Raw genomic sequence first — 4,858 nt, forward strand, 5'->3', positions numbered from 1 at the left:
GGCAGACTCACAAGACCCTGCGACGGTTCCTCATCGAAGAAGTGTATGAAATGCTCGATGCCATAGATCAGAACGACATAGAAGGTATCCGGGAAGAATTGGGCGATATTCTGTATCAGGTCGTCATCCATGCCCGCATAGCTGAAGAAGAAGGCCTTTTTTCAGCACAGGATATTGTAAACGATGTAACAAAGAAGATGATTCGCCGCCATCCCCATGTTTTTACGGATAAACCCCTTGAAAACAGGCATATGAGTATGGTAAACTGGGATAGATTGAAACAGAGCGAACGACGCCAGCAGCACGACCATCTTCTCGATGGAGTCGTCAAAGGCCTTCCTTCACTCCTTGCCGCCTATAAACTTCAGGAAAAATCTGCAAAAAAAGGATTTGAGTGGGATACGGCTGAACAAGTGGTAGCCAAAGTCCACGAAGAATGGCAGGAATTCCTGGATGCCGTGGCTGAAGGTGACAGGGATCATATGGAGGAAGAAGCAGGCGATGTCCTGTTCGTTCTGGCCAATTTATGCCGGCGATATGACATAGAACCGGAGTGTGCGTTACATCGGGCTAACAACAAGTTCCGCAGCAGATTTTCCTATGTAGAGGATTGTGTCCGTGCTTCGGGCAGAGACTGGTCTGAATTTTCCCTGGATGAGCTGGATGGCTTCTGGCAAAAGGCGAAGCGGGAAGAACGAAAAGATGCGGGAACTCCTGTTAGACGGAAACGATAGATGTAACAAATCAAAGGAGGATTTACAATGAATAAAACCGAATTAGTAAACAGTGTAGCAGAAAAAGCTGATATCACGAAAAAAGATGCTGAAAAAGCTGTAAAAGCTGTATTTGAAGCTATCAGCGAAAGCCTTCAGAAGGATGACAAAGTTCAGATTATCGGCTTTGGTACCTTTGAAGTACGTCACCGCAAAGAACGGGAAGGCCGCAATCCGCAGACTAAAGAAACCATCAAGATTGCCGCTTCCAATACACCGGCATTCAAAGCGGGCAAACAGCTCAAAGATCTGGTTAACAATAAATAAGTCAATGAGAAAAAGAGCCGCAGTCAGAAACGGCTCTTTTCTTTTCTTGCATTTTGTCGTACCATGGATATATAATTTAGTAGGACTATCCGTCTGAAAGAGGGAATCAGGATGACGAAGAAAAAAGTGCTGATCATGTCAGCTTCTATTGGGAGCGGTCATACTCAGGCAGCACATGCTATAGAAGAATATCTGAAAACCCTGCCGGCAGAATGCGAAGTGGAACACTTTGATTTCATATCCAATGATGTGCTTTCTATCGACAACATTGTCAAGGAAACGTATTTGAAAATACTCGATGTATTTCCCATGCTTTATGATCTGATGTATTATTCCTCCCAGGGTTATAAAAAAGGCATGGTAGTGAAAACACTTTTTTCGTGGGGATTGAAACGCCGTATGTTGCGCGTGCTGGCGGACAAGAATCCCGACATTATCGTTTTTACTCATCCATTCCCGGCAGGGGCGGCAGTCTTATTGAAACGGCAGCACCGCCTGCAGATTCCCCTGGTTGGCGTCATTACGGACTTTACCATCCATCAGCTCTGGGTCTATCCGCAAATGGATCTGTACTGTGTAGCGACGTCCCAGTTGAAACAGCAGCTCATGGAGCAGCATGTGGCGGCTGAAAAAATCGTCGTTTCCGGTATTCCTGTACGCAATACCTTCCAGCAGCAGCGCTGGCATTGGGATGAAGACCACGAAAGACGGCGCAACGTCCTCATCATGGGCGGCGGCCTCGGCATGGGGTCGATCCGCCAGTCATTATCTGTTCTGGATAAGCTTCCTGATGTAGGTGATTTTACTGTCGTAACAGGATATAATGCTGATTTGTACGATGAACTCTGCCAGATGCGGCGGGAACTGCATCACCATGTGGAAATCCTGGGTTATACCAATCACATCCCGGAATTGATGGTACGGGCCTCCCTTCTGGTTACCAAACCAGGAGCCCTGACCTGCACGGAGGCGGCTACTGTTCAGGTGCCCATCGTGCTGTACAGTCCTATTCCCGGGCAGGAAGAAGCCAATGCCACCTATATGCAGAGCAAGGGCTGCGCCCGCTGGGTCAAAACGAAAGATGACCTGGCAGCGGTTGTTTCCGAGCTGCTCAGATCGCCGGAAACACTGCAGCAAATGTCCGCATCAAGCCTTGCCTGCCACCGCAACGGGGCACAGATCATAGGGCGGCGCGTTCTGGAGCTGCTTCATGGCAGTGCTGAGCCGGAACTGGATATAACGACAGAAGAATATTCAAAAGCCTGATTTGATTCAGAAATGAGAGAAACCGGAGTGGCTGTTCATAGATAGTTGCTATGAAAGCGGCTCCGCTTTTTACTATGGAGGAAGACATATGATAAAACGTAAACGGAGCCGGCGCTCTTCCGGAAGTTCGTCCCTGGCAAGACCGCTTGCCGTCCTGGTGCTGCTCATCGCCCTCTGTGCCGGGGCCTGGTGGTTTCTCAACGGCAATACGGAAAAAAAGGCCGATGAAGAAATGACCCGTATAGACAGCGTACAGGATAATGGTGTCGATGCTGATTATACCGGACCGGCCAGCGAACTGCAGGATGCCGTGGAAACATGGCTGAAGGCACAACATGCTTCAGTGACAGTCCTGAAGACAGAAAACAGGGAAGAAAACCGCCGGGCGACAGGAGGGAAAATCCGCTGGACGACAAAACAGGTCGAAGTCGTACCGGATAAAGAATTTTCGCGGACAAGTCTGGAAAGGGAACTTGCCAAGAGTGGAGGAAAAGCTGTCCTGTATCAGGTGGATACGAAAAAAGCTGGCAGCAGTACCATTACAGAATATGACATCGCCTTATTCGACATGCTGGATAAGGAACAGGTCTATCTCGTCGTGACAAAATTGTATGTCACCGAACCGGGAGCTGCGAAAGAAACACAAGATGCCGTAAAGAAAGCCGTGCTGAACGCAAAAGATAAGGACCTGGCCAGTGTGAAAGAAAAGAAGAGCACGGCCGGCCAACAGCATCCGTCAGAAGTACGGGGACGGCTGGCCATCGTCATTGATGACTGCGGAAGCAGCCTTGATATCCTGAACCAGTTCAATGCTATGCCCATTCCACTGACCTATGCCGTCATGCCGTATAAATCTCATACAGCAGAAAGTGCCGACAGCGGCTACCGGGCAGGACGGCAGATCTTTGTTCATATGCCCATGCAGCCCCAGGGAGTTCCGTCATCAGAATCGGTCTATATCGGAACGGATATGAGCGACAGCAAAGTAAAAGCTACGGCCAATGAAATCCTGGATCAGGTACCCCATGCCATCGGCATGAATAATCATCAGGGGTCTTTGGCAACATCAGACAGCCGGATCATGAAAGATGTCATGCAGGTCATGAACAGCCGCGGCCTGGCATACCTGGACAGCCGCACTAATAGTACATCTGTTGGGGAACAGACGGCCCGGGCCATGGGTGTCGTGACAAGCCGCAATAACCTGTTTATCGACAACGATGCCAGCGTCGATGCTGTCAAGAGCCGCCTGCGCCAGGCTGGACAAATTGCCCGTGAAAACGGCAGTGCCATCGTAATCGGTCATTGCCGCTGGAATACGGCACAGGCCATCAGTGAAATGATAGACGAATTGCATAATGAAGGCATCGACCTGGTCTTTGCCACGGATTTGATGGAATAGGAGTCGTTTGAATATGGATTTTCTTTCCCTTTCCTGGGAGTATTTGCTGATTACATTGTGCGGAGGCTTTTTGTCGGGATTCATCGACTCCATTGCCGGCGGAGGGGGACTCATTTCCCTGCCTGTTTTTCTGGCCATGGGGATGCCGCCCCATTATGCCATCGGTACCAATAAATTTGCTGCCACCTTTGGCAGCGGTATCAGTACCGTCCAGTTCATGAGGGCTGGAAAAGTAGATACGGGTCTCATGAAGAAACTCGTGCCATTTACGTTCATCGGGGCTGCCCTTGGATGCCTGCTCATGCTTCATATGTCGGCAGCCGTGCTTCAGCCCCTGGTTATTGCTGCACTGGTAGCCGTAGCTATTTTCGTCTTTAGCCGCAGGGACCTTGGGGCGGCCAGTACCTATACGGGAGAAACGAAGAAAAAGCTGATCCAGGCTGTGGCTTTTGCCTTTGCCATCGGTATCTACGATGGTTTTATCGGGCCGGGCACGGGAACATTCCTGATCATCGCTTTTGCCATGATCGGATTTGATTTCGTCGTTGCTGCCGGCAATGCCAAGGTGCTGAATTTTGTGAGCAATGTTACGGCGTTCTGCCTGTTCATCTATTCGGGAAAAGTCCTGTATGCTTATGGACTGACTATGGCTCTGGGCATTTTCATCGGCGCCTTTTTTGGATCCCGTATGGCTATCCGCAGGGGCAGCGGCTTCGTCCGCGTCGTCATGATGACTGTGACGACGCTGCTCATAGGCAAACTGATTCTGCAGTATTTAGGACTATTCTGAGGTGTATGCGTATGGACTGGAAAGATAAAGTCATTCTCATCAGTGGCGGTACGTCCGGTATTGGTCTGGCAACGGCCCGGATCCTCCTGGGAAAAGGGGCCGGTGTCGTCATCAATGGACGGGATGTCGCAAAGGGCCGGGCAGCTCTTTCACATCTTCAGTCTCTTCCCGGTTCCTGCCAGTTTGTGCCGGGAGATGTAAGCGACGAGAGAGCGTGCTGCCGTATCGTTCAGGAGACACTGCATCATTTTGGCAGGCTGGACGGGCTGGTAACATCGGCCGGGTATTATGAAGAACAACTGCTGGAAAATGTTGCGGCCAGGGACGTAGAGAGCCTGTTTGCCACCAATGTCTACGGTA

General features: G+C 50.2%; 6 protein-coding genes. All 6 read left to right on the forward strand.

The window, feature by feature from the left end:
- Positions 1-734 (forward strand): nucleoside triphosphate pyrophosphohydrolase (mazG, locus tag DBO31_RS06350; RefSeq protein WP_150824724.1); only part of this gene is annotated, 734 nt, incomplete at its 5' end.
- 27 nt (positions 735-761) lie between these two features.
- Entirely contained in the window at positions 762-1,040 is a 279-nt protein-coding gene (locus DBO31_RS06355; protein ID WP_059077406.1) for an HU family DNA-binding protein, read from the forward strand.
- A gap of 111 nt (positions 1,041-1,151) precedes the next feature.
- Positions 1,152-2,306 (forward strand): glycosyltransferase, encoded by a 1,155-nt coding sequence (locus DBO31_RS06360; protein WP_075582283.1) that lies wholly within the window; start codon positions 1,152-1,154, stop codon positions 2,304-2,306.
- A gap of 88 nt (positions 2,307-2,394) precedes the next feature.
- Positions 2,395-3,708, forward strand: a complete 1,314-nt coding sequence (locus DBO31_RS06365) for a divergent polysaccharide deacetylase family protein (protein ID WP_150824725.1) — start codon at positions 2,395-2,397, stop codon at positions 3,706-3,708.
- 13 nt (positions 3,709-3,721) lie between these two features.
- On the forward strand, positions 3,722-4,498 hold the full coding sequence (locus DBO31_RS06370; protein WP_113855997.1) for a TSUP family transporter: 777 nt from the start codon (positions 3,722-3,724) through the stop codon (positions 4,496-4,498).
- Positions 4,499-4,509: 11 nt separating this feature from the next.
- Positions 4,510-4,858 (forward strand): SDR family NAD(P)-dependent oxidoreductase (locus DBO31_RS06375; protein WP_159897789.1); only part of this gene is annotated, 349 nt, incomplete at its 3' end.

This window comes from Megasphaera sp. DJF_B143, assembly GCF_900320625.1.
Lineage (GTDB): Bacteria > Bacillota > Negativicutes > Veillonellales > Megasphaeraceae > Megasphaera > Megasphaera hexanoica.